This is a genomic window from Caldisericum sp., from assembly GCA_022759145.1.
Lineage (GTDB): Bacteria > Caldisericota > Caldisericia > Caldisericales > Caldisericaceae > Caldisericum.
Genome location: JAEMPV010000092.1, coordinates 4,285 through 6,877 on the forward strand (window position 1 = coordinate 4,285; position 2,593 = coordinate 6,877).

The following is a 2,593-nucleotide window of genomic DNA, read 5'->3' on the forward strand; positions in this document are numbered from 1 at the left end:
CCCACCCCTTCGGTATCTCTCTTCCCAGTTCTTCATTATAAACAAACTCTTCGTTCTTAAACGGCTCAAAATCGATGAACCAGTTTTTGAAAATTGCCATTGCCGTTTTTTCTAAAATCTCATTTTGCCTTTTCTTGTTCTCAATCAAATCATCAAACCACGATAAAACATTAGCAATCCTTGTTTGTTCGGCGAGAGGAGGTAAAGGAATTAAAAGGTTCTTGAGGGCACTTTGAGTAAGCAACGGTTGAGTAGAACCAACATCCAAACTTAAAATATCGTCTTTACGTGTCAATAGTTGAAAATAGAGGAATTTTAAGTTTGTCTTTAACTTATCAGGATATATAATCAAGACATTATCAGAAAACCAAACTTTTGAATCTTTTTCTATATAGAAAATATTTCCTAAAGATCCTACTCTACCTGTTATCAAGGACTCCTCTGTTGCTACAAAAATGTTATTATCGGTATATCCCATAAGCCCATTTGCTCCCCAGACTTGGTAAACGCCAAATTCTTTTATAGTATCAGGTCTCTTTCCATTTTTAATAGTTGCAATATCGCTAATCCGCAATATCTCCCAATCCTTGGGTATCTCTCCAATTTCGGTTTCCTTAAACTCCTTTTCCCATCTAAATTTAATCATTTTTCATTACTCCTCAATCATTTGTGATTGCTTAAAAGTTTTTAAACACATACAATCACGGTTCCCATCTAAAGTTTCCAGCCTAAACTTTCGAAAACTTCCCTAATTTTTGCGGTTAATTCATCTTCCTTACTCAATAATTCTGAAAGTTCCTTAGAATATTCAGACATTTTTTCCTCAAACGGGACATCATCCTCATCAAGTTTTATCCCAACATATCTTCCAGGTGTAAGGACATAACCATTTTTAGCAACCTCTTCAAGTGTTGCAACCTTTGCAAACCCAACTTCATTAATCATCTCATCTGGCTTGCCTTCTTCAAACATTCTAAACTTCTCGACTATCTTTGCAATATGTTCATCGGTAAATACATTCTGCCTTCTTGAAATTGGCTCATACATCTTTTTGGCGTAAATGAATAGAATTTTCCCTTTCATATGTGGTGGTTTTGACTTTCTTAAAAACCATAGAGACACAGGAAGAGAAACTGTATAAAACATCTTTGGAGGTGTTGCAACTATTCCGTAAACTAAATCTTTCTCAATAATTTTTCGCCTTATTTCACCTTCCTGATTTCCCCCAGATAAAGCACCATTTGCCATAACGAAGCCTGCTCTTCCATTAGGAGCAAGATGGTATATATAGTGCTGAATCCACACATAATTTGCATTGTTTTCTGGAGGAATGCCAAATTCAAACCGTGGATCGTTTGGTTTTATCCTGTCTCTTCCCCAATTACTATCGTTAAACGGTGGATTGGACACAACATAATCAGCTCTTAGGTCAAAAAACTTGTCATCATGATAAGAATCTCCCCATTGGATTTCTCCCTCGGCATTTCGTATCGCAAGGTTCATTTTGCAAACTTTCCACACAAATTCTTTTGATTCCTGCCCATAGATTGACAATCGCTCTTTTTCTATACCTTCCCTTTGCAGTTTTTCTAACGCAGACACAAAAAACCCTCCAGAACCACAAGCAGGATCAAAGATTCTTCCTTCTTTTACATCAAGGATTTCAACGATTAGTCTTGTGATAGGGCGAGGCGTATAAAACTCTCCTCCCTTTTTCCCTTCAGCCTCAGTAAATTTTCCAAGAAAATACTCATAGATCCTTCCAAATATGTCCCTGCCAAGGTGTCCATCGCCAAACTGTATCTCTGAAAACAGATTTATAAGAAATGCAAAATCATACGGAGAAAGGTTCACTTTAGTGTATATTTTTGGGATAACATCTTTTAATTGTTTGGGATATTCTTTCTCTAACTCTTCAATGGCTTTGTCTAATATCTCGCCAATGTTTGGCTGATTGGCATTCATTTTTATATAGTCCCAGCGAGCAAGTGGCGGAACATAAAGAGTACCATCTGCAAGATAGAAGTCCTTGTCTTCTGAAATTTTCTCTATAAACTTTTCGGAATATTGTTGTGACTCAGTTTCTTTAATTTGCTTTCTCTTTTCCTCAAAAGCATAAGAGACATATCTCAAAAATATGAGCCCGAGGACAACATATTTGTACTCATGAACCTCTAAGTTTTTCCTTAATTTATCGGCTGCTTTCCATAGTTTGTCTTCAAAATTTAAATCAGAAATATTTTCTTTGCCCATTTGCCACTCCTTTTCAAAATTTCTTAATACATATTTTATTTTACACATAGCAAAATAAAAGTCAAAGAAATGGACAAAATTTTTGCTATGCTCAGAAAGACTCACAAATAACAACTTTTTGAGAAAAAGAGTCTAAAATATGGCGCGAAAAACCTTATCAATTTGGTTTTTCTTAGCATTGGACAAAGCAATGCCCTGCATAAAAAACTCGAACAAGTAATATCATTAAAAACACAATTCAAAGAAAACACGACAAATATAAAAGATATAAAGAGTAAAAATGTCAGTTAGTCGTACTGAACCCAGCCGTTCTTTACGCCTTCTTCTTTTACAATTTTCT

2 protein-coding genes are annotated in these 2,593 nt (G+C 35.4%); both read right to left on the reverse strand.

The genetic code is table 11. The features are described from left to right. Window positions 1–646, reverse strand: a 646-nt coding sequence (locus tag JHC30_06020) for a restriction endonuclease subunit S (GenBank protein MCI4463707.1), incomplete at its 3' end; no start/stop codon positions are given. A gap of 68 nt (window positions 647–714) precedes the next feature. Next, window positions 715–2,253 carry a type I restriction-modification system subunit M gene (locus JHC30_06025; GenBank protein MCI4463708.1) on the reverse strand — a complete coding sequence of 513 codons (1,539 nt, stop codon included), beginning with the start codon at window positions 2,251–2,253 and terminating at the stop codon, window positions 715–717. Window positions 2,254–2,593: the final 340 nt, after the last annotated feature.

Excerpts from the sequence above, each read along its gene's own strand:
- JHC30_06025 (MCI4463708.1), bottom strand. The coding sequence starts at position 2,253 with ATGGGCAAAGAAAATATTTCTGATTTAAATTTTGAAGACAAACTATGG.